Source organism: Paenibacillus sp. CCS19, assembly GCF_033239625.1.
In the GTDB taxonomy this organism is placed as follows: Bacteria; Bacillota; Bacilli; order Paenibacillales; family Paenibacillaceae; genus Paenibacillus_T.
This window is the reverse complement of sequence record NZ_BTCK01000067.1, coordinates 1-26,485: the sequence shown is the minus strand read 5'-3', so window position 1 is coordinate 26,485 and position 26,485 is coordinate 1. Positions and strand designations below refer to the sequence as shown.

Sequence of the window (26,485 nt, the reverse complement as noted above, 5' to 3'; positions counted from 1 at the left end):
GTACCGACGCCAGCTTGCAGCCTAGGGCTTTTTTCAATGTCCGAAAAATGGGGTCTTGACCACACTGAGCATGCGGATTTTCTTTTGTCTATAGTTATCGTTGTTGAACGCGTGCTGCTCCAGCAGCCTTGCGCCCCCATACGAACGTCAGCACCGTCGCAATCACTCCGGCAGCACCGCCAAGCCAGAAACCGCTGTCGATGCTCCAGCGGTCATTCATCCAACCGGCGATGAACGGGCCGGCGAACATGCCGACCGAATAGACCGCTTGGTAGAAGCCCATTGCTGTTGCGCGCTCGTTCAATTTCGCTTCGCGGATCGCAAGGCTGAGCAGCATCGGCAGCAGCAATCCTTGCATGAAACCATTGACCGCTTGCGTTGCGGCAAGGACGATCAGATTCGGACTGAAGGCGATGAGCGCGGTTGCGACTGCGCCGACACCGAAACCGACCTGAAGAAGCCGCCATTCGCCAAACTTCGCTGACAATACGCCTCCTGCCAATAGGGACGCGATCGCATGAGGCACCATGAACGCGAACACAATGCCGGTCAGCAGCCAGCCATCTGCGCCAAGCTCCTTTGCCTTGAGCGGCGTGAAGCCGAACATCGAGATGAACAGCATCGCATGCACAAGCACGGACAGTACGGCTGCATGGACGAGCGTCCGCTGTCGGGCAACACCGCGCAGCAGTCGGACGGACATAGGCGGACGACCTTCTGCAGCAGGCTCTTCACGAATGAACAAGGCAACAATGAAACCAGCGACACCTGCGCCTATCCCGATATAGAACGGAACATGCCAGCTGAATGTGTCCGCAAGCGGTGCGCTGAATGCCATGCCGAGCAGCTGGCCGGCAACGGTCATTGCGCTAACCTGCCCCATTGCCTTGGAAGCTTCGTCCGGCCGGAACATAGAGGCATACATAATCGTGAAAGCGACCCAGCTGGAAGCACATACACCCGCAACCACTCGGCCGGAGAGTGCCCAGCCGAAGCCGCCTGGAATAATGAACAACAGACAGCTGAGCGCTCCTGCAGCAAGCCCGAGCATAATGAACGGCTTACGGCGTCCGAGCGTATCGGACCATAACCCGATAGGGAATCGAACAAGCAGTTGGACGAAGCCATAGCTGCCGAGTACGATGCCGATCATGCTAAGGGACAGCCCCCGTGATGTTAAATAAGGGGAAAGAATCGGAACATACATATACATGGACGTCCAATAGAGAACCGTCATGATACCGAACCAAATACGCTGCTGTCGGCGTGAGTTATGAAGCGCGGCAGACATTAAGCATTACCTCCGTCTCAAACCTATCTAGTAAACATACAAATTCTACTTTATCACAATGCAGATTGATAGAATGTTTAATAATTTTGTAAGAAATGAGTTAAAATCCGTTAAGAAATAAACGCTATTCTTAGACTATAAGATCCGATTTCCCCAACTTAAAACAGCAGAAGGATGAACGACGTGTCGATTCGCACAAGGCTGCAGGTCGCCCTATGGGCGATGGTAATCGTTCCGAACATCATCATGATCGGCTTGATCATATCGCTGCTTTATTTTCTCAGCGATCAGACGCTTCACGAGCTAATGACCAATGAGAAATACTACAAAGACCGGCAAGCGGTTGCGCTAGGCGAGCTGTCTTATGTACTGCGTTATGAACCTGAACGAATGGAAAACGATCTATACTTGAACGATTTCCAGAAACGATTGACGGAGCTGCAAGCAGGCGTCGTATTGGAGCGGGAAGGGAATCCACCGATTGTGACCCCTGTTCTGCGCCAGTCTGCGCCGCATGAAGATTGGAGTAAGCTGGTCGACGATGATCGCGATCAGATTACGTTAGACGGCTATCTGTACCAAATCGTAAGACAAGATATCGTGTTCGCTGACGGCGGAGAAGGTAAAGTGCTGCTGCTCAGGCAGCAGGAACAGCTTCCGATTTATTGGAAAATAATCTTTGTCGCCATTGGACTATTCGCGTTAGTCGGGACAAGCATTTTTCTAACCTATATCGTCTCTCGAAGCATCATCAAGCCGCTTTATTCGCTTAAACGCTCCGCGGAGCAGATTAGTGAAGGCATGCTTGACGGCGAAGTGAAGCCGATGAACAAGGACGAGATCGGCGAGCTCAGCACGGCGTTCGAGACGATGAGGCGAAGGCTGAAAGGCTCAATCGAAGAACGTCTGCAGGAAGAAGAGAACCGCAAACGACTGCTATCGCACATATCGCATGATTTGAAGACGCCGATTACCGCCATTAAAGGGTACATAGAAGGCATCTTGGATGGCGTTGCGAATACGCAGGAGAAGCAGGAGAAATATTTGCAGACGGTCTACCGCAAAGCTACGGATATGGATCGTCTCATTGATGAGCTGTTCTTGTTCTCGAAGCTGGATATGCATCATGTGGTGTACGATTTTAAGCCGATCGATATCCGGCGCTTCATTATGCATTATGCCGAAGACCAGCAGATCGACCTGGAGAAGGCAGGCATCGCGCTTGTGCTTCATGGTATCGATGGAGAACCATTGATGGTAGCCGCGGATACCGAGAAGCTGGTTCGGGTGTTTCACAACATTATTGGGAACAGTGTTAAGTATATGATGGATGAGACCAGTGATACCAAGCGACGTATAGCGATCTCGCTGCGTCATCTGCCCGGGGCCTATATCCAGTTCGAGATTTGCGATAACGGACCTGGCGTTGCGCCAGAAGCGCTGCCGATGCTGTTCGACCAGTTCTATCGAACCGAGCAGTCGCGCAGCACGGAGACAGGCGGCAGCGGTCTCGGACTTGCGATCGTGAAGCAAATCGTGCAGGGCCACGGAGGTCATGTCGAAGCGAAACTGCCTGCAAGCGGTGGACTCGCCATCACTGTAACACTGCGCCAATGGTTGCAAGATCTAGAGCATGACGCAGAAAGCAGGTGAAATCATCAGATGAAGTCGATATTAATTATTGAAGACGAGCGTTCCATTGCCGAGCTTCAACGGGATTATCTTGAGAGCAATGGCTACCGCGCCGATATAGAGGTGAAAGGCGACATTGGGCTGAAACGGGCGCTGGAAGAGAAGTATGATCTCATCATTCTCGATGTCATGCTGCCGAATATGGATGGCTTCGAAATTTGCCGGCGCATTCGACAGACAGCAAACGTACCTATCCTAATGGTATCTGCGAAGAAAGAAGATATCGATAAAATACGCGGATTAGGTCTTGGCGCCGACGATTATATTACGAAGCCCTTCAGCCCCAGCGAGCTGGTGGCTAGGGTCAAGGCGCATCTCGCTCGATATGAGCGGCTAACCGGCGATAAGAACACCAGCAGCGATTCCATGACGATTCGCGGACTGACGATCGACAAGCTGACGCGTCAGGTCAACATTCGCGACCAGAACATGCTGCTGACGGGCAAAGAGTTCGACCTGCTGTTATTACTCGCTCAGCATCCGAATCGTGTCTTCACGAAGGAAGAGTTGTTCGAGAGGGTGTGGGGACTGGATTCGATCGGCGATATCGGAACGGTAACCGTCCATATTCGGCGGCTGCGCGAGAAGGTGGAGCTCGATCCATCGAATCCGCAGTATATCGATACGGTATGGGGAGTCGGATACAGGCTGAAGGTATAAGTCGTCAGTCTGGATTTTGAACTATAGATGATAAGCAATTTTATATTAGGAATGGAGTGACAGTATTGAAAAGCATCATAAGGTTTTCGTTGAACAACAAATTTGCGCTCTGGATTATGACCATCATCGTCCTGCTTGCCGGCATGTACTCTGGCACGCAGATGAAGATGGAGACGCTGCCGGACATCACGATTCCGATCGTTAGCGTAACGACGATCTATCCAGGCGCCGCACCGGAATCGGTCATGAACGACGTGACGAAGCCGATCGAGCAGCAGGTACGCAATCTCGAAGGCGTCAAGAACGTAACCTCGACTTCGATGGAGAACGCATCTTCTATCGTAATCGAGTACGATTTTAACAAAAACATGGACAAGGCGAAGACGGAAGTATCTGAGGCACTCAGTGGAGTCAAGCTGCCGGAAGGCACGAACGCGCCTGAAATTTCCCGTCTTTCCCTTAACGCTTTCCCAGTCATGTCGCTTAGTGTAGCGAATAAAGACCTGTCGCTTGAGGAGCTGACGAAGCTCGTTGAGGCAGAGGTTGTGCCTGCGATACAAGGTACAGAAGGCGTTGCATCGGTTCAAATCTCCGGTCAGCATGTGAAGTCGGCAGAATTGACGTTCAAAGCCGACAAGATGGCGCAATACGGCCTGACAGAAGATACAGTGAAAGGCATTATTAAAGGCTCGGCCCTGTCGGCTCCGCTTGGTCTGTTCACGTTCGGCAGTGAAGAGAACACCGTCGTTGTCGACGGCAATGTATGGACAGAAGACGATCTGAACAATGTACAGATTCCAGTAACTCCTGCGGGAGCAGGCGGTGCAGCCGCTGGCGCTGGCGCTGGTGCTGGCGCTGGTGCGGTAGGCCAGAACGCTCCACAAGGCGGAGCAGCGATTCAACTGCCTACTGTAAAGCTGTCTGAAGTTGCTGATCTTTCGATTATCGGTAAAGCATCTTCGATCTCTCGTACGAACGGTCAAGACGCTATCGGCATCTCGGTCGTCAAAGCTGCCGATGCGAATACGGTTGATGTCGTTAACGGTGTGAAAGACGAAATGAAGAGCTTGTCAAAAGAGATTAAAGGCTTGGAAATGGTAACGGCGTTCGACCAAGGCGAACCGATCGAGAAATCGGTCAACACGATGCTGAGCAAAGCGTTTATCGGTGCTGCGTTTGCAATCGTGATCATTCTAATCTTCCTGCGCGATATTCGTTCGACGATCATCGCGGTTGTCTCGATTCCGTTGTCGATCTTCATCGCGCTGTTGATCTTGAATCAGCTCGATATTACGCTTAACATCATGACGCTCGGCGCCATGACCGTCGCGATCGGCCGGGTTATCGACGACTCGATCGTCGTAATCGAGAACGTCTACCGCCGTCTGTCTCTTGCCACGGAGAAACTGACGGGTAAAGAATTGATTCTCGAATCGACGCGCGAAATGTTCGTTCCAATTCTCTCGTCGACGATCGTAACGATTGCCGTATTCCTGCCAATGGGCTTGGTATCGGGCGCTATCGGCGAGATCTTCATGCCATTCGCATTGACGATCGTATTCGCACTGCTTGCATCCCTGTTCGTTGCAATTACAGTTGTACCAATGCTTGCGCATCTCATGTTCCGCAAAGGGCTTAAGAATGTGAAGCATCATGAAGATAAGCAAGGCCGCTTGGCTGGCGTTTATCGTCGCACGCTTCGTTGGACGCTGGACCATAAAGTCGTAACGTCACTGCTTGCGGTTGTGCTGCTCGTCGGCAGCTTGTTGCTGACGCCGCTGATCGGCTTCAGTTTCCTGCCATCCGAAGGCGAGAAGACGATGATGATTACGTACAACCCAGCACCGGGTGAAACGCTTGAGCAAGTGAAAGATATGGCGTCAAAAGCAGAGAAAGAGCTGCTTGGCCGTGAAAATGTTGAAATGATGCAGTACACGATCGGCGGCAGCAACCCAATGAACCCTGGCGCCTCCAAGCAAGGCTTGGTGTACCTGAACTACAATGAGGATACACCGAAATTCGAAGATGAAAAAACGGCTGTACTAGATATGCTTGCTGGCCTTGGCGGCAAAGGCGAATGGAAGCAGCAGGACTTCACTGGCGGCGGTATCGGTGGCAGCGGCATGTCGCTCACTGTATATGGTCCGGATATGGAGACGCTGCAGACGGTTGTCGGTCAAATCGCTGACAACTGGAAGAAGAATGACAAACTCACGAATGTCGACACAAGCCTTGCGAAGACGTATAAGCAGTACAAGCTCGTCGCTGATCAAGCGAAGCTTAGCCAGTATGGCTTGACGGCTGGTCAAGTGGCGATGGCCTTGTCGCCAATGCGTACGCAAGAACAGCTGACGACCATCACGAAGGATGGCGAGAAGCTGAACGTCACGGTGCACGTAGAAGAGAAGACGTACAACAGCATCTCGGATCTCGAGAATGAGAAGTTGATGTCGCCTCTTGGATTCGCAGTCGCTTTGAAAGATGTTGTGAAAGTAGAGGAAGGCCAGTCGCCGAATACGATTACGCGTAAAGACGACAAAGTGTATGCGGAAGTATCCGCAGATGCGAAGACGGCTGACATCTCCAAGGTTTCGTCTTCTGTCCAGAAAGAAATTGACGCAATGGATCTCCCAGCTGGCGTAACGACCGAAATGGGCGGCGCCACGCAGGATATGAACGAAGCGTTCACGCAGTTGATCCTGGCAATGCTGGCTGCAATCGCGATCGTATATCTTGTGCTTGTCATTACATTCGGTGGCGCTCGTACACCGTTCGCGATTCTGTTCTCGCTTCCGTTCACCGTTATCGGTGCACTGATCGGCCTGCTCATCGCAGGCGAGACAATCAGCGTTACCGCTTTGATCGGTATGCTCATGCTGATCGGTATCGTAGTAACGAACGCGATCGTATTGGTTGACCGTGTTATTCACAAGGAAGCAGAAGGCTTGTCTGTACGTGACGCACTGCTTGAAGCAGCAGGCACTCGTCTGCGTCCAATCCTTATGACGGCAATTGCAACGATCGGCGCATTGCTCCCGCTGGCGCTCGGCTTCGAGTCCGGCGGCCTCATCTCCAAAGGTCTCGGCATTACGGTAATCGGCGGTTTGACGAGCTCGACGCTTCTTACGCTCATCTTCGTACCGATGGTATACGAATTGCTGAACCGCAAACGGAAGTTCAAAGCAAGATCAGCTGAATAAGCTTCGACTAGCGTTGACTCCTGTTAACAAATGAACGAAGAGGTTGTCCCGAAGTCAGTGAGACTGGCTGATGGGATGACCTCTTTTTTTGCGATAAATTGAATTTCTCCGGCATTACTACAGACACTATTGTGCAATAGATGGAGAGCAGTTCCAGTGATCATGAATTAGGAGGAATTTCCATGTCGATAACGAAATGGACTAAGTGGTTCATAGCAGGCGTCTTGCTGACGGCATCGGCGGTTATGCCTGCGACGAGAAGCAGCGCCGCGGTGAGTGCGCGCCTTCAACCTGAGTATGCCAAGTGGGGACAACAAGCGGTCGACTACGCGATCAATGAATATAAAGCGGAAGTGATCGATTATGCGTACGAAGGTCGGTTCCCTGCCGCTAATGGCGCCGTGGACTATCGCTTCCGTCTATGGGTTCGTAAAGCAAGCCGGGAATATGCGGTACGAATAGCGGTAAGCGTCAATCCATCAACGGGCGAACGGGTCGGGCTTAAGCTGACGGAATTGCAATGAACCCAATATGAAAGGTAAGCAGAAAGGATGATCAATCATGTTAATGACGACCACGAATGCGTTCGAAGGGCATGCAATCGAGGCGTACATCGGAATCGTTACAGGCGAAGCTATCATGGGCGCTACCATTGTACGTGATTTCTTGGCCTCCATTACCGATGTGATCGGCGGCCGTTCCGGCGCATACGAGAACAAGCTGAAAGAAGCAAGAGACGTCGCATTCGAAGAAATGCGGGCGCAGGCCGTACGTTTCGGCGCGAACGGCATCGTCGGCGTTGACATTGATTATGAGGTTATCCGAGACGGCATGCTCATGGTTGCGGTTAGCGGCACGGCAGTGAAATACCGCTAAGGTGGACATTCCTACCGCCATCTAGTTACAATGGAATGAACGACCATATCAGCAGCTGAAGGAGATAGGAATTATGTATGATGAAATAAGCACCGACGAGTTGCGCGAAAGACTCGAGCAAGGCGAGAAGCTGTATCTGATCGATGTTCGCGAACCAGATGAATGGGAAGACGGTCATGTGGCGGAAGCGATCAGCATTCCTCTCTCGCAGCTGCAAGCACGGGTTGGGGAGCTGGCAGCCGGCGGCGAAGAGCCATTCATTCTGATGTGCAGAAGCGGCAATCGCAGCAGCAGAGCATGCGATTATTTGACGGCGCTCGGCTACGAAGTCGTCAATGTTGCAGGCGGCATGCTCAACTGGAACGGTAAAGTGGTAACAGGCGCGTAAGCGTAATAGGAAGCGCACATGTATCCATTAGAAGCTCGCATTCCCCTCGTCCGAATAGACGAGGTGGAGGCGGGCTTTTGCTTTGCGTATAGGGAGTAGTGAGTTGATAGATGCTTAAACGGCCGAGGGATAAGATGAGACATGCTTCTTAAGGAGTGGACATACAATGGTGTGAGACGAAGAAGGAGTGATGCGTCTATGTCTTTGCCAATGATGACCCCTCCGCTTGTACCAACAGACGCTGAATCTCATCCAAACGATGCCGCGTCATTCGATCCGATATCGGTCGATCTTCGAATCGGCGGCATGCATTGTACGGCATGTGCCACGCGGATTGAGAAAGCCGTAGGGCGCCTTCCCGGCGTGAAGCAGGCAGCGGTCAGCTATGCGTCCCGTTCGGCATGGATCGTCTACGAGCCATCGCGATTAAGCGTTAACGATATCGGCAGCGTCATTACGAGGTTAGGTTTTCAATCGTCATCGGAACAGCGGCCTGCTTTCGATCGGCAGGAACGAACGATGCTTTTGCTCAGACTGATTCTCTCCGTATTGATGACCATTCCGCTGCTGTTGCCGATGGCTCATCATATGGAGGCATTATCGTTCATACCCGTCCCTGAACTGTTGATGAACCGCTGGGTGCAGCTTGGGCTTGCTACAATCATCCAGCTGGTTCCTGCTGCTCCGTTCTATTACGGCGCCTACTATGCACTGAGGCAGAAGGCCGCCAATATGGATGTGCTCGTGGCTACAGGAACGACTGCCGCATATTTGTACAGTCATTACATGGTATTTCGCGGCGGCGGACTGCCGGTAGGTGCGGACAGCGCGCTTTATTTCGAGACATCGGCAGTCGTCATAACGGCTGTGCTGTTGGGCAAATGGATAGAAGCCGCTGCGGCAGGCCGCACCGCTTCAGAGCTAGGCAGTCTAGGTGAGCTTCAGCCTGCGATGGCGACAATTCTGCGAGATGGACAGCGGGAAGAGCTTGCATCGGCGCAGTTGAAAGCCGGGGATGAAGTGATCGTTGAACCGGGCCAGCCGTTCCCCGCAGATGGCGTGCTTCAATCTCATTCTGCGGAAGCAGACGAATCGCTGCTGACCGGAGAAAGCAGGCTTGTCGCCAAGCAGCGCGGGGATCGCGTGTATGCCGGTACAATCAATGCGCGAGGTGAAGCGCACGTATATGTGAAGGCAGCCGGTTCCACGACCGCGTTGTCGAGGCTTCATGCAATGATGCGAGAAGCGCTCGCATCGAAGACGTCCGTTCAGCGCAAGGCGGATGCGATTTCCGGTGTTTTCGTACCCGTCATGATTGGTCTGTCTATCGCAACATTCGTCATCAGCATTCTCTGGTGGACCAAAGGGGATGGAGAAGCGGCATTCATTCGAGCGCTGGCTGTTCTGTTAGCCGCTTGCCCTTGCGCGCTTGGCCTCGCCACGCCGTTATCGCTTGCGGCGGCTTCGATCGCCTCGGCGAAGCGGGGCATTGTGTTGAAGCAGGCGGATGCTTTGGAAACAGCCGCGCAGCTGCAGGCGGTTGTGCTGGATAAGACAGGGACGCTCACGGAGGGCCGTGCGCAAGTGACAGCCGTTCACGCCGATACGATGCATCCGGCATCGCTGCTGAGGCTGGCTGCGGCTGCGGAGGAACATGCCTCTCATCCCTATGCTGCCGCGGTTCGAGCGGCTGCTGCACATGCATCGTCTACGAATGCATCGTCTGCGCAATACGTAGCGCAACCATCATCAACCAGTGATAGAGCGAGCCGTACGGAAGGTGGATCGTCGGTTGAATTGGATGGATATACAGTTGCGGTCGGCGGATACGATTATGCGATCAAATATGGCTGGCGCTTGACGGATTCAATTCGGCGTTTCGCAGTCGAGCATGAGCGCAAAGGCGAGACGATCTGGTATGTCGCCGTCGATAACCGCTGCGAAGGGGCTATTGCGCTTGCGGATCCGCTTCGTGCGGATGCGCGGGAAGCGATCGCGATGCTGCGACAGGCAGGCATTCGTCACATTGTGCTTGCCTCAGGCGACCGCGAAGCAGCTGCAGCAGCCGTTGCAACGCGATTGCGAATCCGAGAAGCGCATGCTTCGCTTCGCCCCGAGCAGAAGGTTGCGCTCATTCATTCGCTGCAGAAACGATACGGAGCGGTCGCAATGGTAGGCGACGGATGGAATGACGCCCCCGCGCTGGCCGCTGCAGACGTCGGCTTCGCGATCGGAGGGGGCGCTGATGCAGCGATGGGAGCGGGTCAGCTTGCCTTGCTGCATGGCAGGCTGACCGGCGTTGCCGATACGGTCCGCATTAGCCGTTTGACGATGCGCAATGTGAAGCAAAATCTAGTGCTTGCTTTTGTCTATAACGCAGCCGTTATACCAAGTGCGGCGCTTGGCCAGTTGAAGCCTTGGATGGCTGGGACGGCGATGGCGCTCAGCTCGTTATCGGTTGTCGGCAATGCGATCATCCTTCGATTCCAGCTGCGACGGAAGAAGCGATAAGTCATTTATAGGAGTAGGAAAGGATAGACAAATCGCATGTCCGATGATATAGTTACTTTCGTTCATTCAATTGGATATGCAATCGAGCAGGTGCTCAGCGGAGGAGCGAACATTGCGCTAACCGCACAGCACAATAGGGAAGCCGGTGTAATTCCGGCACGGACCCGCCACTGTAAGAAGCGTTTGGCATGCAGCAGCAGCCAAGCAACCGCACTGACAAGTGTCACTGAGGATCACCTTGGGAAGACGTCAGATTCGGGCTTCAAGTCAGGATACCTGCCTGTCTCGGTCATGCATCTACCTACGTGGGGTTAGGGAAGGTGTTGGATATTCGCTTATTGGCGTAATGCAGCAGCTGGCGATGTGCATCTACTAGATGCTCGCGACAGGTGCAGGGCTGCGTTGACTGAAGCATTTCCGACCCTTGTGTCGGGAATGCTTTTTTATTTTTCTATGATCGAAAGGAAGAGATGACATGAACAAGCAACAAGCACAGCTGCGACAATGGAGGAAGCTAGGTCTTCTTGCAATCGTAATGGTACTTGTGCTGCTCGCCGCATGCGGCAGCAAAGACAGCAAGACGAATGATACTTCGAGCGCTTCGCAGCAGGAACAGTCCGCGGAGCAGAGTAATGACCAGACGACGGAGCCTGCAGCCGAGGAGCCAGGCGCAACGGTATATCCGCTGACGTTGAAGGACGATTCCGGCACGGAAATTACGCTTGAGAAGGCACCGACTCGCATCGTAACGATTTCCCCAAGCGAGACGGAGATTGCATTTTCAATCGGAGCCGGTGACAGCGTGGTCGGAGTCGACGAATACAGCAACTACCCAGAGCAAGCAAGCGCAATCGAGAAGGTTGGCGATATGACGACCAACATCGAGAAGGTAGCCGCTTTGAATCCGGATCTGATTCTTGCATCCGTAACGGCCAATGCTCAGGCGATCGAGCAGCTGCGCGCATTGAAGCTCAATGTATATGCAACAGAGCCGAAGACCTACGATGCCGTCATCGAGAAAATCAAGAACATCGGCGTACTGACGGACAAGCAGCAAGGTGCTGCTGAAGTTACAGACCATATGAGCCAAGTGAAAGCCGATATCGAATCGAAGCTGGCCGGCGCCGAGAAACCAAGCGTATTCATCGAATTCTCGACAGGCTGGACGGTCGGCAAAGGCGAGTTTATGGATGAGCTGGTGACGCTGGCAGGCGGTCAGAACGTTGCGCAGGATAACGGCTGGTTTGAATTCGATGCCGAGCAAATCGTCAAGAGCAACCCGCAAGTCATCGTTTATCCTGCATTAGCGGAGCAGCCGAACGCTATTCTGGAAGGCATCAAAGCCCGTCCAGGCTGGAACGTCATTGACGCAGTGAAGAACAACCGACTCGTCGAGGTGCCGGAGGATCCGCTGTCCCGTGTCGGCCCACGTCTTGCAGATGGACTGCAGGCGCTCGCGAAGGCGATTCACCCGGAACGATTTCAATAACGAATGAGACTGCGATCAGTCTTATATGGAGGAGCAGCCATGCTCCTTCTTGTCGTTTCTATCGGTCTGGCAGTTTCGATCGGTTCAGCGGGCTTATCGCTGTCAGACGTATGGGGCATTCTCATCTACAAAATAACCGGTATCCACCTGCTTGGCGATTGGTCCGACAGTGACGTCGCGATCGTGATGCAGATCCGGCTGTCGCGCGTCATCCTCGCGGTGCTCGTCGGCGCTTGTCTGGCGACAGCCGGCGCAGGCTTCCAAGGGGTGCTGCGCAATCCGCTTGCTGACCCTTATACGCTGGGCGTCGCGTCCGGCTCCTCCGTCGGCGCGGCTTTTCTTATTTTTTTCGGGTTACAATCGCTCATTGGTTTATGGACGATTCCGCTAGTTGCTTTCGTAACCGGCGCTTTGACGTTGTTCGTTGTGTTTGCGCTTGCTCGTTCGAAGGGAGCCATGGCGCTCGAAACGCTTATTCTTGCAGGGGTCATTATACAATCATTCCTCGGCGCGTTCGTGTCGTTCATGGTGTCGATGTCAGAAGGCGTTGTGAATCAGATATTATACTGGCTCATGGGAAGCTTGGCGCTGAGAAGCTGGGAGCATGTATACATGCTGCTGCCATTCTTAATCATTGGCGTGCCGCTCATTGCGCTCTACGCGCATCGGTTGAACCTATTCGCATTCGGCGAGAGGCATGCGGCCCACCTTGGCGTCAACGTTGAGCGGACGAAGCTCATCGTGTTGATCGGTTCAACATTGCTTACCGCTGCTGCGGTATCGGTATCCGGCGTTATTGGTTTCGTTGGTCTAGTAGTGCCGCATCTGCTTCGGCTGCTTGTCGGTCCAGATTATCGTCGACTTATTCCGTTGTCCGCGATTGGCGGCGGCATCTTCGTCCTCTGGGCAGATACGGTTGCACGCATTGCATTATCGCCGCGGGAAATTCAACTCGGCATCGTAACGGCACTAGTCGGTGCTCCGTTCTTCGCATTGCTGCTGTATCGTCACAAGCTGGGAAGCGGTAAAGGAGGCGTATAACGGATGATTGAAGCGAAGCGGGTCAGCTTGGCAATTGAACATTCGACGGTTGTGAATCAGATGACGTTCTCCTTCTCGGAACCGGGGATGTATGGCATTATCGGGCCCAATGGCGCGGGCAAAACATCGCTGCTTAGGCTCATGTCCGGTGCCGAACAGCCTACCTCCGGCAGCATTCTGCTGGAAGGGAAGCCGATCGGCGCATACCCGCGCAAGATGCTGGCAAGAACGATGGCAGTCCTGCAGCAAGGCGGTCTGCCTCCAGTTGGCTTCTCTGTGCGTGATACCGTTGCTATGGGACGCTTCGCGTACCAAGGCTGGTTCGGCGACGAGCCGGACGATCCGACTCCGCTGATCGATTCAGCGCTTGAGCGGATGGGGCTTGCCGAGCTCCAGCATCGTTCACTCGATCGATTGAGCGGCGGCGAACGACAGCGTGCAGCTCTTGCCCAAATCATGGTGCAGAATCCACAGATCATGTTGCTCGATGAACCAACCACTTACCTCGATATCGGCTATCAGCTGCAGCTGCTCGAGACGGTGCTGGAATGGCAGCGCGAGCGGGGCATGATCGTAGTGGCGGTGCTTCATGACTTGAATCTGGCGTCCTTATATTGCGATCGGTTGATCGTTATGAAAGAGGGCGCCTTATATGCTTCCGGCAATCCGAGAGATGTCATCACGAAGGAGCTGGTCCGCGATGTGTACAACGCGGAAGCGGAAGTGATTTACTCAGAAGAAGGCGGTCCTCCGCAAATTGTGCTGCATCGAGAAGGATATTGGGCGAAGAAACATTCTTCATCGGATCAAGTTCCATTCATGCAGCCGATCGGACGATGAGCATTAAAATTAGAGCGAACGGGAGAGTGCAATAACATGACGGGAAATCTAGACAAGGAACTGCAATTGCACAGCAGGCTGACAGAAGTAATCGGGAACATCGAACCGCTGGACGAGTCTGCTATGCTGCGCGCAGAGCACCATTTGCTTAACTTGACCAAACCGCCGGGCAGTCTTGGCAAACTCGAGGATATTGCAACTCAGATTTCGGGTATTACAGGCGAGCTGTATCCGGACTTGTCACGCAAGGCCATTATCGTCATGGCTGGTGACCATGGCGTATGCGAAGAAGGCGTAAGCGCCTTCCCGGCCGAAGTAACCCCGCAGATGGTGTTGAACTTCCTGTCAGGCGGCGCAGCGGTTAACGTTCTGGCTAGACAAGCTGGCGCAGACGTGCGCTGCGTCGATATCGGCGTCAATGCCGATCTGAGCCATCCGCAATTGATCAGCCGCAAGCTTATGCACGGTACGAACAATATGGCCCAAGGTCCTGCGATGACGCGAGAGACCGCGCTTGAGGCTGTTCTTGTTGGAATAGAGGTCGTCGATCAGCTGTGGCAGGACGGTTATCGGATGTTCGCAACGGGCGATATGGGCATCGGCAATACAACAGCGAGCTCTGCGGTATTGTCCGTGTTGACGGGCGGGTCTCCGGAGGAAGCTGCAGGACGCGGAACGGGCATTAACGATGAGCGGCTTAAACACAAAATGGCGGTCATTCGTCGTGCAATCGAGACGAATCAGCCGGATGCTTCCGATCCAATCGATGTGCTAAGCAAAGTGGGCGGCCTCGAAATCGCGGGTCTTGCAGGCGTTATTATTGGCGCTGCAGCGCGCAGATGTCCGGTCGTTATCGATGGATTCATTTCCTCGGCGGCAGCGCTTATTGCTGCATCGCTGTGCAAGGATTCCGTACCCTATATGATCGGCTCCCACTTGTCGAACGAGCGGGCGCATGGTCAGCTCCTTCAACATATCGGACTTTCGCCGGTTATTCATCTGTCCATGAGGCTTGGCGAAGGAACGGGCGCAGCGTTGTGCTTCCACTTCATCGAGGCGGCACAGCGGATTATGAGTGAGATGGCGACGTTCGACAGCGCTGGTGTATCACGCGGGTAGCCTATTACAGGGGGATTCAGCATGGCAGCATTGATTACAGGCGGCGCGCGCAGCGGCAAAAGCTCGTTCGCTGAGCAATATGCAGCGAAGCTCGCAGATCGCGGGATCTACGTCGCAACCGCAGCAATTGGCGATGAGGAGATGCAAGAGCGAATTGAGCGGCATCGGAAGCAACGTCAGGAAGGCGCCTTCCAATGGCATACGATTGAAGAAACGATGGCGCTTTCGGAACGGCTGCGCGCTTTGAACGATCTTGGAGACGAAATGGTCAGCGGCGGAAGCAAACCGCTTGTCGTTCTTGTGGACTGTCTAACGTTGTGGTTGACGAATACATTGCTCGCGTATGAGCACGATTCGGTGGAGCGGCTGGAAAGGGAGGTTGATCGATTAGTTAAAGCGATTGCCGACTATCGTCATCCGCTGCTTCTTGTCACGAATGAGGTTGGCAGCGGCATCGTGCCGGCGTATCCGCTCGGCCGGACGTTCCGCGATGCGGCGGGACGAATGAATCGCACAATCGCTGAAGTATGCGATCGGACGTTTCTTGTCGTCAGCGGCATCCCGGTTGACTTAAGCCGGATCGCTGTGTCGCTGGACGACCTGTGATCGGCATTGTGTACAGCTGGCCCGAGCTGCTGCTGATGAGCGCGGCAGCGGTTATCGTCGATTTGCTCGTCGGCGATCCGAAATGGCCGACGCATCCGGTCATTCGAATCGGCCAGTGGATCCGCTGGCTGGAGAATCGGCTTCGCCGCGGCGTTCATGCTGATGCTAAGCCTTCCGTGCTTAAGCTGAGAGGAATCGTATTAACGGCTTCGACTGTGTTATTAGCTTGGTTTGCAATGGTATTGATCGTCGTCGCTGCGGATGCGATTCACCGCTGGCTGGGCTACGCGGTTAGCATTTGGTTTATTTCGACGACCATCGCCGTGAAAGGGTTGAAGGATGCGGCTATGCTCGTCTATCGTCCGCTGATCGAAGGCAACCTGCCGGAAGCGCGCAAATATGTCGGTTATATCGTAAGCCGCGACACCGATCATATCGATGAACCGGATGCGGCAAGAGCTGCGGTGGAAACCGTTGCCGAGAATACGGTTGACGCGTTCTTGTCCCCGCTTCTATTCGCTCTACTTGGCGGTGCGCCTCTCGCCATGGCGTATCGTGCTGCGAATACGCTCGATTCGATGGTTGGTTATCGGAATGAGAAATATCGATATCTTGGATGGTGCTCGGCGAGATTCGATGACGTGCTGAACTATATCCCTGCGAGACTTAGTTCGCTGTTGATGCCGCTGTCGGCCATGCTTGTTCCCGGTATGTCAGCGGTGCGTTCGATTCGAGCCGTATTGAAGTTTGCAAGACGCCATCCCAGCCCGAACAGCGGCATCCCCGAATCGGCGGCTGCAGGCGCGCTCGGGATTGAGCTTGGCGGCATAAACCGTTATTTCGGGCAGGACAGCGAACGAGCACGGCTTGGTTGGCCGCTGCGATCTCTAACGGCGAGTGATATTGTGCGAACCGTTAGGCTTTTATATGTGACGACGATGCTTACATGGATAGGAGTTATCGGGTTATGGTGGGCCGTACGATAAGAAACAGCTGGAATGGAGTGGCAGCAGCCGTTCAGTTGCTGACGCGCATCCCGCTGCCGATTCAAGTCCCTTTTGATCCGCCGACACTGGCACGCAGTTTGATTGCGTTTCCTATAGCCGGCGGCCTTATCGGACTGCTGACGAGCGGTGCCGCATCGCTGCTTGATTGGCTGAATATGCCATTGCTTGCTGCTGCGCTGGCGCTCGGCTGGTGGATCGCGTTGACAGGCGGGCTGCATTTGGACGGCTGGATGGATACGGCGGACGGTGTACTGAGCGGCAGGCCGAGAGAGCAAATGCTCGACATTATGAAGGACAGTCGAGTCGGCGCGATGGGAGTTATTGCGGCCGTTGTGCTGCTGCTCGTTAAATTTGCGGCACTCGTCACACTGTTCGAACGGACGGATTCGTCTATTGCATGGATGATGCTGGCGATCGGACCGGTATGGAGCCGTTGGTGGATGACGGCAGCGATCGCGATGTGGCCGAATGCAAGAGAAGGCGGCATGGGAGCGATGTTTCGCGCTGCGAAGCTTCGTCATGTGCTGGGGGCCGCGATTGCGGCAGCTTTGATATCAGTTCTGTTGTTATGCAGTGCTGGTTTGGATGGAACGAAAGTGTGGATAACCATGATCGTCATCGCTGCTGCTGCAGCACTGACGGGGACTGCTTTGGCTGTATGGTTGAACGGCAAGCTAGGCGGTTTGACCGGTGATACGTATGGCGCCATGAATGAAGCGGCGGAGGCGGCTTGTCTAGTCGCGGTCTGCGTATTAAGCAAAGTGTGGCTGTTCTAGACTGAACAGTAATCCGAATGCCATTTGTACTTAAGAATGTCGCAGGGAGTGGATCGAATGTTGGAGCGATATGGACATGGCGGCGATCTAGTGACGGCTGCAGGTTTGTTCGGCATCGCTGCAGACCAGTTCGTCGATTTCAGCTCGAATATGAACCCGTTCGGGCCGCCACCAGTTGTCCAGCAAGTGCTGGAGACTAAGTGGCGTGAACTCGATCAATATCCGGATCCCGCTGTTCGCGGGCTCCGAAGCAAGCTTGCAGCGAGGCATGGGATAGGCTCGGACAATGTCTTATGCGGCAACGGTGCAGCTGAGCTCATCGATCTGGCGATCCGTGCGCTGCGGCCGAATCAAGGCGTTGGGCTCGCTGTTCCGTGCTTCGGTGAATATACAGATGCCGCTCACAAGTATGGCGGAAGCATCGTGAAAGTTCCAATGTTAGAAGAGGAATCGTTCCGCTTATCCGCGAAGCGCGTGTTGGAAGCGGCAGCAGGCCATGATCGTCCCGGAATCTGGATGCTTGGTTCTCCGAACAATCCGACCGGCATGACCGTGGAGCGAGAATTGGTGCTGAAGCTGCTCGACACGGGAGCCTTCGTTGTGATCGACGAGGCTTTTCTTGATTTCGTCCCTCATGAAGAGGCTGTTACGCTGGTGCAGGAGGCGGTGAGGCGGCCGAATCTGTTGGTCATTCGCTCGATGACGAAGTTTTATGCGATTCCGGGGATTCGGCTTGGCTATGCGGCGGGCTCCGCTGAAACAATTGCCAAGATGCGCGCCTTGCAGACGCCGTGGAGCGTCAACTCGCTTGCCCAATGGATCGGAGAAGCGGTGCTGGACGAAGAGACGTATGCGAAGCGTACGCGGAACTGGCTTGCCGAAGAAAGGCAATGGTTGACGGGTGCACTAGAAGGTCTAGGCTGCAAAGTGTTCGATAGCGTAACGAATTATTTGCTCTTGAAGCTGCCGGAGCCATGTTCGCTCGAAGCAGCCGAGCTGCAGAAGATGATGGGGCAGCGCGGGGTATTGATTCGAGATGCATCGCATTTTGAAGGATTGAATGGACGGTTCATTCGTGTCGCGGTTAAGCTTCGAGGCCACAATGAGAGGCTTATTCAAGCTTTGTCTGAATGTTTGCGGCAGCGTTGATCCACGGACTGGAATCGAGGTGACAATTACAGATGCAGCCATTTCGTTCGAATTCGGCCTTCCGCTCCGAATATTGGCAGGATGTCACAGCGAGGCTGTCGGGAGACCGAGACGGAGATCGAATAACGGTCGTTACGCCTGTTCAGCTTCGAACGTTGAGCAACGCTGTTTTTAAAGGCGGCTTCTCGTCAGCCGATAGACTCGTGAATTGGAAGGTGCCGCTTGATTATAACGGCGTCGATCCACAAGAGGAAATTGCTTCGCAGCTTCCTAGGTGGGGATTAGAGCTGAAGCGATCCGTTGTCCTTATGACAGCGGCCAAGCTTACGCATGCCTCAGTCGAGGAAATCGCGGACAGTCATTTCAAGCTGATTTGCATCACAACCTCCGGTACTCGCAACGCAGCACGCGCCGGCAGCGACAGGACGGTATATCCAGCATGGCGTGCTGGAACGATTAACACGATGCTGCTCTTCGACGGGCAAATGACAGATGCAGCAATGGTCAATGCGCTCATGACGGCGACGGAAGCCAAAGCAGCCGCCTTACAGGATATCGGCTTACGCGATGCGGATAACGGCCTAATCGCTACAGGTACGTCAACGGATGCTGTTATTTTAGGGGTGAGCGGCAGCTCTGCCTACGGCGCCGTTCACGAATATGCCGGCACGGCGACAGAGCTAGGCGCGGCTATCGGAAGGTTGGTCTATCATACAGTCTGCGAGTCGGTGACGACGCAGCATGAGGAGTAACCGAATAGGCGAGGCTTTACTGTTGATCCACAAGAGAGGTGCAAATTTCTCTGTGGATTTTTTTGATGCGAAATTAGAGATGCAGGTGAAAGAGGTGTCGGTTAGCATAGAAACTTTTTCTAGCCTCGTAACGTTATAGCCGGCAATGTCTATGCTTCCATATTTCAATCTTTAGATTCGATTTATTTGGAGAGCGCAGGCGTATTTCTAAAGCTGACGGATAGCAAGGCGATCGAAACATTCCAGTCGTTCTTGCAAGGGACGGAATACTTGAACATAACGCCTGCGAAATTGCAGTATGGAGAGCCGGTTCATCTGAAAGGTCATCAGCCAAACTTCCCCCCGTCTTCGGGGGTCTATGTGTTCTGGATTCCAGAACGCGAAACGTACACATCATCATCTCCTTCCAATAAGGAGACGACGGCACCATATCCTTACGATTCGGCTTTGCTTCTGCATGAAGGCAAACAGCAATTCGGCTACTATGATCTAACCTTTCTTCTGCCTGCGATGGCCAAGGCTGCCGATGGCAGCATGAAGCGTTTAGGGAGCAAGGGAAGACTTTATGTGGCAGTTTGGCAGGGTCAAAGAGGAAAGTATAACTATGATAGGTTAGAGCTGCTGCCTGCGAGTAAGCCATTCTTGTCAGTGAATGGTGTTCCGACGGAGAGCGAGGATTTGAGGCCATTGTTAAGGGATGGGCGAGCGTATATTCCGCTGCGTTCGGTGGCGAAGCTTGCGGGACAATCCATCGCTTGGGATGCATCCACGTGGAGCGTTCTGATTCGCTCCAATCCTCCGAAACAATCAAAGGCGACGTATTCGTACCCGCAACTATGGATTGATAACAAGCTTGCATCGCCTGAGCTGCAGCCGATTCTGCTTGGAGGGCTGACTTATGTGCCAATTCGAGCGCTTACCGCTGCTTTAGGCATCTCAGTGGCGTGGGATCGCGAGCGCCGAAGCGTTCTGATTGATCTTTAGCTTCAGTTAAGTAATTTGCAGACAGTTTATCTACAGAAGCAAACAGGAGCTATCCTTCCACGATCAATGAGAGGATAGCTCTTTGCTTTGATTAGGTCAGTTGGTCCCCGCGCAGGCCATTCCATTAAACGCAACGGGACCGATCAAGAACAGATCTTCGGTTCCGGGCGGGGAGGCCGATGTAATAAACAGGGAGTACCGAATCTGGCCTGCGGCGACGAGATTCGCATCAGGGAAGTCGCAAGCCGTGATGGAGATCGGGGAAACGGTCAGATTGTCGGTCCCGGAATTAAAGGACATTTGATAGATCAACGATCCGGAAGTAGACGTTCCGTCCCCATTGCGGACAATGAATAGTTTGACGTCCGGCGGAGGCGTTTTGATCCCTGCTGGGCGGAGAACCGTAACGGTACCCGATAACCAGACACGTACATCGGATTGATTGGGAGTCCCTACGACTGCAAACGTCTGAATTCCAAGGTCTCCTACGAATAGGGCGCTGCTATTGTTGATTTCCTCGCCATCTTCGATCGCGATGGAAATATGCTCGGACATGCGCATGTCAATAAATTGAATAGTCAAAACGGGGGTTCACCCCTCTCGATAAATGTTCAAACGATTAGTTCGATCCTGCAACGGCCATACCATTGAACGCGACAGGACCTTGAATATACAAGCCGCTAACCTCTTCGAGCGTAAAGGCAATGATGAATAGCGAGTAGCGGATTTGGCCTTGATTGACGACAGACGATGTGGGGAAGTCGCTTGCTGTGATGGAGATCGGATAAGATGTGAATTGCAGGGTTCCTATTCGATAGAACATTTCGTAGATCATGGTCCCTGAATCGGCAGTCCCGTCGCCATCGCGGGTAATGAATAGCCGAAGGGAAGGGGTTCCACCTACTACATTGGCTGGTCGCAGGATGTTCACGACGCCGGACAGCCATACCCTAACGTTTGATTGATTAGCTGTGCCAACGACAGGCAGTGTTTGTACACCGAGATCTCCGATGAAGAGGGCATCGTCCTTATCAATCGCAATGGGAGGCACTACGACGTTAGACATGTGCTCCGATAAGCGCACATCAAGAAATTGTATCGTCAAGCGCTGCACTCCTTTTTGGTATACAAGGTACTCGGAATGATAGATTCTGCGAGGGGGTTTGTCCTATCCGATCAAAATAAGGCACTCTAGTTCGTGGATACTGGATAATAGGGGACCCATGTATAAAACGAAACCTCCCGTCCTGACGAATAACGTCATAGGCGGGAGGTTTGTTTGTTTCATCATTAATCCGCTAGTCCGAGCAGCTTAAGGGTCGCATCATCGACGACGATTGGTTCTGTAGGGACGTCATTAAGATTGAAGCTGTGAATTAGCTCGCTTGCCGCAATAGGTTCGGCACGATCATGCAAGCCGCTCCATGCCGCAAGCGCGCCAACGATAAGCTCTGGCGGCAGCATACGCTCGCGAATGGAAGCAAGAGAGATGGCGCCATGCCGCTTGGCCAGACGATTGCCGTCAGTACCTAACAGAAGCGGGACATGCGCGAAGCGTGGCGGCGTCAGACCGAGCGCTTCATATAACAGCAGTTGACGCGGTGTCGAATCAAGCAGGTCGTAGCCGCGCAGCACATCGGTTATGCCCATCGCAGCATCGTCGATGACGACAGCTAGCTGATAGCTGATGATGCCGTCGGCTCGCCTTACGACGAAATCGCCGCCAGCGCCTGCTGCGAAGGCTTGCGGACCGGCTGCTTCATCTATATAGTGAACCGGATGATCCGGCATCGCAAAACGAAGCGAAGGCTGTTTCGCCGCTGCGCGTTCCTCGCGTTCCGATGCAGAGAAATGCCGGCACAGCCCTGGATAGGCGGGGCCTTCTGATGAGAGGCCATGCGGTGCGCTGGCAATTGCTTGAAGCTCAGCGCGGCTGCAGAAGCAAGGGTACAGCTTACCCTGCTCGAGAAGATGCGAAAGCGCAGATTCATAGCTATCTTCGCGTTCGCTCTGTACATAAGGGGCGAACGGTCCTCCGATATCGGGGCCTTCATCCCAATCAAGCCCAAGCCAGCGCAGATCGCTTAGCGCCTGCTCGGCGTAATGTGGCTTCGAGCGCGGCTTATCGATATCTTCGATGCGCAGGATAAACTGGCCGCCAGCGCTCCTTATTTGCAGCCAGGAGAGCAGGGCGGTCCGTGCGTTGCCGATATGCATCAGTCCGGAAGGCGTCGGTGCGAATCTTCCGCGTTTCATCAAGCCTGTCACCTCCATTGCGAAGCAAGCATTTTATACGAATGAGTTAATAAGTTAAGTACAAATAGACAAGCCATATTCTAGCACGGTCGATATTTTCGAAGCAACTGAAGGGATGCTTTGCAGGCGCACTGGGACAATGATTGACCAATGCTACGATGGACATGGTACAATAGATCATATTTTGGTGAACATTGGAGTCTGGAGGTTGAAGGAATGCTGTCGATTATCGCCGTGACGAAGCAGCAGGAGAAGCTGGTCAATTTGACGATGGACGATATCCGCGCGAATAGCGGCGATTACGAATGGTATTGGGTCGATTTTGACCAGCCGACGGAGGACGAGATTGAGCTGTTGACGTCCTGGTTCCATTTTCACCCGCTGGCGATTGAAGATTGTCTTCATCGATTGCAGCGTCCGAAGATGGACCATTACGGGGATACGCATTTCTTCGTATTGCATGCGCTGCAACCGGAATCGCTCTTCGTTCATGAAGTGAATTTGTTTCTGAACGCGAATTTCGTCGTGACGTTCCATACGCATCAGTCGCCTGAAGTTCGCGCTGCCATGGATAAAGTGCTGGCTGCATCCGCTGCGGATGAGAAGCGTTTGAAGCCGCTGCATGCGGCGTATCATCTGATGGACGAGCTCGTTGACCGCTATTTCCCTGCTGTCTATGCAATAGATGACCATCTCGCGGAGCGGGAAATCGAGAACTCCGAACGTTCGGGCACAGCGCTGCTGGATGCGCTGTTCGGAATTCGCTCAAGATTGCTGCACCTTCGCAAGACGATCAATCCGATGCGGGATTTGCTCTATCGGATTCTAAGCTCGGATCGCATTGACGAGCTGCAGGAGCAGCGCGCCTTCTTCGCAGACGTACACGACCATCTGCTGAAGCTGTCGGAGATGATCGATGCCAGCCGCGAGATGACGGCCGATCTTCGCGACAGCTACATGTCCTATAGTTCGAACCGCATGAATTCGATCATGAAAACGCTCACGGTCATTACGACGATCTTCATGCCGCTTACGTTCATTGCCGGCATATACGGGATGAACTTTGATCATATGCCCGAGCTGCATTGGCGTACTGGTTATGCAGACGTCCTGATTGTAATGGCGGTGCTTGGCTTACTTATGTATTTATGGTTTAAACGGAAAGGCTGGTTCGATTAATCGAGAATCGGAAGTTATACAAACTATCGGGTGCCGGAGGAGAAGTTGGATGAAGAAAATCCGTATTGCGACTAAAGCGATCATCCGCAGGGATGGACAAATCTTGCTTATTAAGTTCAAGAGCAGCGAACGCGGCATTCATTACGGCTTTCCAGGCGGAGGACAAGAGCATGGGGAAACGCTCGAAGCCTCTATTATTCGAGAATGTTTAGAGGAAATCGGGCAGGATGTGCAGCCGCTGGCGCTCGTCCATGTCCGCGAATTTATCGGGCGCAATCAAGCGCCGTCCACGATGTACAATGAATTCCATCAAGTGGAATGCTATTTCGAATGCAAGCTGCTGTCGGATCGGCCTTATGATACGGCAACGGTACCTGATGCGCATCAGATCGGCGTTGAATGGATTGACATCGACAAACTTCCAACGCTTAATCTTGTACCGCAAACGGTTGGACAAGTCATTGCATCGGGCCAACTGACACCTGTGTATCTGGGCGATGTCAATTGATGGCTGACAGTATGGAGACGCAGCAAGAACATTCGAGTTCGAATAATGAGGCTGGCACAAGCGGGAGAAAAGGCCGGGCGGCTTGGGTCGCAGCGGTCGTGTTGATCGCGGCGGCTTTGTCGTTCGGGGCAGCGGGCATTGCGATCTGGTTAACGGCTGCACAGACCGATAATCATGGGACTAACGGGAAGCCGGCTTATGATGGCTATACTTATGTTCGACAAGAAGCCGAAGGCGTTGTGATGCATGCGCTTGTCACCGAACCGAGTAAAGTGACGCTAGAAGCGGTGCGCGGCAACGTGGCTGGAACGCCTTATTATGGCGTGAACGGCGGTTTCTTCTACAACGGAATGCTGCTCAGTATGGCGATCATTAATGATCAGCCGGTCGGCGGCAAGCCTCAAACGTACGGTTCAGGCTACAGCAATGTGAAATTTGCACGGGGAACGCTTGTATGGGATGGGGCAACGGATCAACTGAGCGTGCAGGTCGTGTCCAATGCGGACGAGTTGAAAGTAACGGATCGTGCACATTATTGGGCGCAGGGCGGCATTAGCATGCGTCCATTGGATGATGCCGGCTGGCGTCAGCAAGCGGATGCGGAGCAGGCACCGTTCCCAGATGATGATCGGCTGCGGACAGCGGCTGCGTATGATAAGGATGGTAAGCTGTATCTCATCGTCTCGCAGACGAAGACGACGCTTGCGACATTCAGACAAGCGATTATCGAGGCGTACGGCGAGATGGAGGACGGTATTTTCCTAGATGGGGACGGTTCTTCGCAGCTGCGGGCGTTCGAGGCCACACTGCCTGGAGACGGCAGACAAGTGGAACAGATGATTCGATTGAAAAATCCTGGTGAGAACCGGTAGCGATATAGGAAAAGCGCGTGTAAAACTGTAGTTAAGTCGCTACGAGTTTTATCTTGAATAGATGAAATGGTTAACAGCAAGCGTGTAAGGAAGAAAGGACAGGTATGTGTGAGACGTTTACCGAAATTACCGATCGACGAGGCGATTCCAGCGCTGCTCCAGGCGATGGCTGAAAGCACGAATGCGGTGCTGGTTGCACCGCCGGGGGCAGGCAAGACGACGCGCGTCCCGCTCGCATTGTTGGACGAAGCGTGGCTCAGTGGCGGCAAAATCATTATGCTGGAGCCTCGCAGGCTGGCAGCGCGTTCGGCGGCGGCGCATATGGCATCGCTATTAGGCGAGAAGACGGGCGAGACAGTCGGTTATCGCGTGCGGCTCGATACGAAAGTCAGCGCAGCGACTCGAATTGAAGTTGTGACCGAGGGTGTACTGACACGCATGCTGCAGAGTGATCCTTCACTTGACGGCGTTGCGGCGATCCTGTTCGATGAGTTTCATGAACGGCATCTGCATGGCGACCTTGGCTTAGCGCTTTGTTTGCAGGCGCAGTCGCTGCTGCGGGAAGATCTTCGATTGCTAGTCATGTCGGCAACGCTTGAAGCAGCGCCGGTAGCTCGACTGCTCGGCGATGCGCCAGTCATCGAGAGTCAAGGCCGGGCCTATCCAGTCGAGACTATATATGCAGACCGACAGGCTGGATTCGGATCGGGAGCACTCTGGCGGGGAGACTCGATTGAAGAGCGGACTTCTCGCGCTGTGCTGCGAGCGCTGTCGGAGCATGAGGGAGATGTGCTCGTCTTCCTGCCAGGCATGCGGGAGATGCGTCGAGTGGAGATGCAGCTTCGTCAGCAGGGCGTTGGCCGCGGCATGCATGACTCGGTAGATATGGTGCTGCTTCATGGCAGCATGCCGCTGGAGGAGCAGGGACAGGCAGTTGCGCCAAGTCTAGAGGGACGCCGCAAAATCGTGCTCGCAACGTCGATCGCTGAGTCGTCGATTACGGTCGAAGGCGTCCGCGTCGTCATTGACAGCGGCATGATGCGAGTGCCGCGATTCTCGCCGCGCACCGGCATGACGAGGCTGGAGACGGTGCCGGTGTCGGCGCCGTCGGCCGATCAGCGGCGCGGACGCGCAGGGCGCGTTGCGCCAGGCGTCTGCTACCGGCTGTGGGCGGAGCAGGAGCAATTGATGCTCGCGCCGCGCAGCACGCCGGAGCTGCTCGAAGCGGATCTTGCGCCGCTGGCGCTCGAGCTCGCCGCTTGGGGCGTCAGCGCGCCAAGCGAACTGGC

The 26,485-nt window shown here is 53.9% G+C and carries 25 protein-coding genes and 1 riboswitch; of the genes, 21 read left to right on the top strand and 4 right to left on the bottom strand.

The window, feature by feature from the left end; all coding sequences use genetic code 11:
• Positions 1 to 94: 94 nt before the first annotated feature.
• Entirely contained in the window at positions 95 to 1,291 is a 1,197-nt protein-coding gene (locus SBI19_RS27690) for an MFS transporter (protein ID WP_317972759.1), read from the bottom strand.
• A gap of 183 nt (positions 1,292 to 1,474) precedes the next feature.
• On the opposite strand from SBI19_RS27690, the gene SBI19_RS27685 reads away from it, so the two are divergent.
• From SBI19_RS27685 to SBI19_RS27605, 17 genes are all read left to right on the top strand, one after another.
• On the top strand, positions 1,475 to 2,944 hold the full coding sequence (locus tag SBI19_RS27685; protein ID WP_317972758.1) for a sensor histidine kinase: 1,470 nt from the start codon (positions 1,475 to 1,477) through the stop codon (positions 2,942 to 2,944).
• A gap of 9 nt (positions 2,945 to 2,953) precedes the next feature.
• The gene (locus SBI19_RS27680) at positions 2,954 to 3,643 is read left to right on the top strand and encodes a response regulator transcription factor (protein ID WP_317972757.1); all 690 of its coding nucleotides are present in this window, start codon (positions 2,954 to 2,956) and stop codon (positions 3,641 to 3,643) included.
• A gap of 65 nt (positions 3,644 to 3,708) precedes the next feature.
• Positions 3,709 to 6,843 (top strand): efflux RND transporter permease subunit, encoded by a 3,135-nt coding sequence (locus SBI19_RS27675; protein ID WP_317972756.1) that lies wholly within the window; start codon positions 3,709 to 3,711, stop codon positions 6,841 to 6,843.
• Positions 6,844 to 7,025: 182 nt separating this feature from the next.
• Complete coding sequence (locus tag SBI19_RS27670; protein WP_317972755.1) at positions 7,026 to 7,367, top strand: DUF3889 domain-containing protein; 342 nt, start codon at positions 7,026 to 7,028, stop codon at positions 7,365 to 7,367.
• A 37-nt stretch (positions 7,368 to 7,404) separates the two neighbouring features.
• Positions 7,405 to 7,719, top strand: a complete 315-nt coding sequence (locus tag SBI19_RS27665) for a YbjQ family protein (protein ID WP_317972754.1) — start codon at positions 7,405 to 7,407, stop codon at positions 7,717 to 7,719.
• A gap of 73 nt (positions 7,720 to 7,792) precedes the next feature.
• A complete protein-coding gene (locus tag SBI19_RS27660; RefSeq protein WP_317972753.1) occupies positions 7,793 to 8,107 on the top strand; it encodes a rhodanese-like domain-containing protein in 315 nt (104 codons plus the stop codon).
• A gap of 198 nt (positions 8,108 to 8,305) precedes the next feature.
• Complete coding sequence (locus SBI19_RS27655; protein WP_317972752.1) at positions 8,306 to 10,618, top strand: heavy metal translocating P-type ATPase; 2,313 nt, start codon at positions 8,306 to 8,308, stop codon at positions 10,616 to 10,618.
• A gap of 71 nt (positions 10,619 to 10,689) precedes the next feature.
• Positions 10,690 to 10,916: riboswitch (cobalamin riboswitch) on the top strand.
• A gap of 177 nt (positions 10,917 to 11,093) precedes the next feature.
• Positions 11,094 to 12,107: an ABC transporter substrate-binding protein gene (locus SBI19_RS27650; protein ID WP_317972751.1), complete on the top strand. Its 1,014-nt coding sequence runs from the start codon at positions 11,094 to 11,096 to the stop codon at positions 12,105 to 12,107.
• A 3-nt stretch (positions 12,108 to 12,110) separates the two neighbouring features.
• Positions 12,111 to 13,148, top strand: a complete 1,038-nt coding sequence (locus tag SBI19_RS27645) for a FecCD family ABC transporter permease (RefSeq protein WP_317972750.1) — start codon at positions 12,111 to 12,113, stop codon at positions 13,146 to 13,148.
• A gap of 3 nt (positions 13,149 to 13,151) precedes the next feature.
• On the top strand, positions 13,152 to 13,988 hold the full coding sequence (locus SBI19_RS27640; RefSeq protein WP_317972749.1) for an ABC transporter ATP-binding protein: 837 nt from the start codon (positions 13,152 to 13,154) through the stop codon (positions 13,986 to 13,988).
• A 36-nt stretch (positions 13,989 to 14,024) separates the two neighbouring features.
• Positions 14,025 to 15,107, top strand: a complete 1,083-nt coding sequence (gene cobT, locus SBI19_RS27635; protein ID WP_317972748.1) for a nicotinate-nucleotide--dimethylbenzimidazole phosphoribosyltransferase — start codon at positions 14,025 to 14,027, stop codon at positions 15,105 to 15,107.
• Between the two features lie 21 nt (positions 15,108 to 15,128).
• Positions 15,129 to 15,713 (top strand): bifunctional adenosylcobinamide kinase/adenosylcobinamide-phosphate guanylyltransferase, encoded by a 585-nt coding sequence (gene cobU, locus SBI19_RS27630; RefSeq protein WP_317972747.1) that lies wholly within the window; start codon positions 15,129 to 15,131, stop codon positions 15,711 to 15,713.
• 35 nt (positions 15,714 to 15,748) lie between these two features.
• Positions 15,749 to 16,699 carry an adenosylcobinamide-phosphate synthase CbiB gene (gene cbiB / locus SBI19_RS27625; RefSeq protein WP_317972761.1) on the top strand — a complete coding sequence of 317 codons (951 nt, stop codon included), beginning with the start codon at positions 15,749 to 15,751 and terminating at the stop codon, positions 16,697 to 16,699.
• Positions 16,681 to 17,496 (top strand): adenosylcobinamide-GDP ribazoletransferase, encoded by an 816-nt coding sequence (gene cobS, locus SBI19_RS27620; protein ID WP_317972746.1) that lies wholly within the window; start codon positions 16,681 to 16,683, stop codon positions 17,494 to 17,496. The genes cbiB and cobS overlap by 19 nt, the downstream gene beginning before the upstream one ends.
• A 57-nt stretch (positions 17,497 to 17,553) precedes the next feature.
• Positions 17,554 to 18,645 (top strand): threonine-phosphate decarboxylase CobD, encoded by a 1,092-nt coding sequence (gene cobD, locus SBI19_RS27615; protein WP_317972745.1) that lies wholly within the window; start codon positions 17,554 to 17,556, stop codon positions 18,643 to 18,645.
• 32 nt (positions 18,646 to 18,677) lie between these two features.
• A complete protein-coding gene (locus tag SBI19_RS27610) occupies positions 18,678 to 19,397 on the top strand; it encodes an adenosylcobinamide amidohydrolase (protein WP_317972744.1) in 720 nt (239 codons plus the stop codon).
• 186 nt (positions 19,398 to 19,583) lie between these two features.
• A complete protein-coding gene (locus tag SBI19_RS27605) occupies positions 19,584 to 20,381 on the top strand; it encodes a stalk domain-containing protein (RefSeq protein WP_317972743.1) in 798 nt (265 codons plus the stop codon).
• A gap of 96 nt (positions 20,382 to 20,477) precedes the next feature.
• Here SBI19_RS27605 and SBI19_RS27600 read toward each other — a convergent pair whose 3' ends face one another.
• The 3 genes from SBI19_RS27600 to gluQRS form a co-directional block, all read right to left on the bottom strand.
• Positions 20,478 to 20,963, bottom strand: coding sequence for a hypothetical protein (locus SBI19_RS27600; protein WP_317972742.1), 486 nt, complete (start codon positions 20,961 to 20,963; stop codon positions 20,478 to 20,480).
• Positions 20,964 to 21,000: 37 nt separating this feature from the next.
• On the bottom strand, positions 21,001 to 21,486 hold the full coding sequence (locus SBI19_RS27595; RefSeq protein WP_317972741.1) for a hypothetical protein: 486 nt from the start codon (positions 21,484 to 21,486) through the stop codon (positions 21,001 to 21,003).
• Positions 21,487 to 21,671: 185 nt separating this feature from the next.
• Entirely contained in the window at positions 21,672 to 22,637 is a 966-nt protein-coding gene (gene gluQRS, locus SBI19_RS27590) for a tRNA glutamyl-Q(34) synthetase GluQRS (RefSeq protein WP_317972740.1), read from the bottom strand.
• Positions 22,638 to 22,853: 216 nt separating this feature from the next.
• Here gluQRS and corA point away from each other — a divergent pair, with 216 nt between their 5' ends.
• The 4 genes from corA to SBI19_RS27570 form a co-directional block, all read left to right on the top strand.
• Entirely contained in the window at positions 22,854 to 23,816 is a 963-nt protein-coding gene (corA, locus tag SBI19_RS27585) for a magnesium/cobalt transporter CorA (RefSeq protein ID WP_317972739.1), read from the top strand.
• Positions 23,817 to 23,865: 49 nt separating this feature from the next.
• Positions 23,866 to 24,324 (top strand): NUDIX domain-containing protein, encoded by a 459-nt coding sequence (locus tag SBI19_RS27580; protein WP_317972738.1) that lies wholly within the window; start codon positions 23,866 to 23,868, stop codon positions 24,322 to 24,324.
• Positions 24,324 to 25,196, top strand: a complete 873-nt coding sequence (locus SBI19_RS27575; protein WP_317972737.1) for a phosphodiester glycosidase family protein — start codon at positions 24,324 to 24,326, stop codon at positions 25,194 to 25,196. Before SBI19_RS27580 ends, SBI19_RS27575 begins: the two co-directional genes overlap by 1 nt.
• A gap of 165 nt (positions 25,197 to 25,361) precedes the next feature.
• A partial coding sequence (locus SBI19_RS27570) for a helicase-related protein (protein ID WP_317972760.1) occupies positions 25,362 to 26,485 on the top strand: 1,124 nt, incomplete at its 3' end.

Excerpts from the sequence above, each read along its gene's own strand:
- SBI19_RS27665 (WP_317972754.1), top strand. The coding sequence starts at position 7,405 with ATGTTAATGACGACCACGAATGCGTTCGAAGGGCATGCAATCGAGGCG.
- corA (WP_317972739.1), top strand. The coding sequence starts at position 22,854 with ATGCTGTCGATTATCGCCGTGACGAAGCAGCAGGAGAAGCTGGTCAAT.
- cobS (WP_317972746.1), top strand. The coding sequence starts at position 16,681 with ATGGTGGGCCGTACGATAAGAAACAGCTGGAATGGAGTGGCAGCAGCC.
- SBI19_RS27645 (WP_317972750.1), top strand. The coding sequence starts at position 12,111 with ATGAGACTGCGATCAGTCTTATATGGAGGAGCAGCCATGCTCCTTCTT.
- cobU (WP_317972747.1), top strand. The coding sequence starts at position 15,129 with ATGGCAGCATTGATTACAGGCGGCGCGCGCAGCGGCAAAAGCTCGTTC.
- SBI19_RS27640 (WP_317972749.1), top strand. The coding sequence starts at position 13,152 with ATGATTGAAGCGAAGCGGGTCAGCTTGGCAATTGAACATTCGACGGTT.
- SBI19_RS27660 (WP_317972753.1), top strand. The coding sequence starts at position 7,793 with ATGTATGATGAAATAAGCACCGACGAGTTGCGCGAAAGACTCGAGCAA.
- SBI19_RS27610 (WP_317972744.1), top strand. The coding sequence starts at position 18,678 with ATGCAGCCATTTCGTTCGAATTCGGCCTTCCGCTCCGAATATTGGCAG.
- cobT (WP_317972748.1), top strand. The coding sequence starts at position 14,025 with ATGACGGGAAATCTAGACAAGGAACTGCAATTGCACAGCAGGCTGACA.
- SBI19_RS27580 (WP_317972738.1), top strand. The coding sequence starts at position 23,866 with ATGAAGAAAATCCGTATTGCGACTAAAGCGATCATCCGCAGGGATGGA.
- SBI19_RS27680 (WP_317972757.1), top strand. The coding sequence starts at position 2,954 with ATGAAGTCGATATTAATTATTGAAGACGAGCGTTCCATTGCCGAGCTT.
- SBI19_RS27650 (WP_317972751.1), top strand. The coding sequence starts at position 11,094 with ATGAACAAGCAACAAGCACAGCTGCGACAATGGAGGAAGCTAGGTCTT.
- SBI19_RS27575 (WP_317972737.1), top strand. The coding sequence starts at position 24,324 with ATGGCTGACAGTATGGAGACGCAGCAAGAACATTCGAGTTCGAATAAT.
- SBI19_RS27655 (WP_317972752.1), top strand. The coding sequence starts at position 8,306 with ATGTCTTTGCCAATGATGACCCCTCCGCTTGTACCAACAGACGCTGAA.
- gluQRS (WP_317972740.1), bottom strand. The coding sequence starts at position 22,637 with ATGAAACGCGGAAGATTCGCACCGACGCCTTCCGGACTGATGCATATC.
- SBI19_RS27690 (WP_317972759.1), bottom strand. The coding sequence starts at position 1,291 with ATGTCTGCCGCGCTTCATAACTCACGCCGACAGCAGCGTATTTGGTTC.
- cobD (WP_317972745.1), top strand. The coding sequence starts at position 17,554 with ATGTTGGAGCGATATGGACATGGCGGCGATCTAGTGACGGCTGCAGGT.
- cbiB (WP_317972761.1), top strand. The coding sequence starts at position 15,749 with ATGAGCGCGGCAGCGGTTATCGTCGATTTGCTCGTCGGCGATCCGAAA.
- SBI19_RS27670 (WP_317972755.1), top strand. The coding sequence starts at position 7,026 with ATGTCGATAACGAAATGGACTAAGTGGTTCATAGCAGGCGTCTTGCTG.